Here is a 488-nt window from a genome sequence, read left to right on the forward strand (position 1 = left end):
ATGTGTATAGGGGGTAGTTCCGTAGAGGCTGGGTTTTGGGGTTAAGTGCACTTTGCGTCGGTGGATGAGTGTTTTGTTTGGTGTTGAGCGGCTGCGAGGAGTTGGGTGGCGGGTTTTTTAGGTGGCTTGCTTGGTTTAGGCGGCTGATTGGGTTGTTGTTTTGGTGTGGTCTGGGGGTTTTTTCCGGTTTTGGGGTTTTTGTTGGTGTTTTGTTGGTTGGTGTTTTTGTTTGTTTGTGTTTGGTGTTGGGTGGGTGTGGTTTTGTGTTTGGGTTTGGTGTGGTTTTTTTTTGGGTGGTGGGTTGTTCTTTTTGGTTCGGGCTGGTTGGGTGGGTCGGTCGGTTGGTTTTTCGGCTGATGACGAAGGGAGTGTCGGTGTTGGTGGCGAGTGTGGCGGCGATGGCGATAAGACGGCGGCGCGTTAAAGGGGTGGATATGGCGTGTTCCTTGGGTTTTTTATTTTTACATTGTGGGTTTGCATTGTTAGAT

At 49.8% G+C, this 488-nt stretch carries 1 pseudogene; it reads right to left on the bottom strand.

The annotated features are described in order from the left end of the window. Positions 1 to 488, bottom strand: a pseudogene (locus ACTHUG_RS11400) (hypothetical protein); the annotation flags it as partial.

This window comes from Neisseria sp. P0022.S009 (assembly GCF_051956675.1).
Taxonomy (GTDB): Bacteria; Pseudomonadota; Gammaproteobacteria; order Burkholderiales; family Neisseriaceae; genus Neisseria.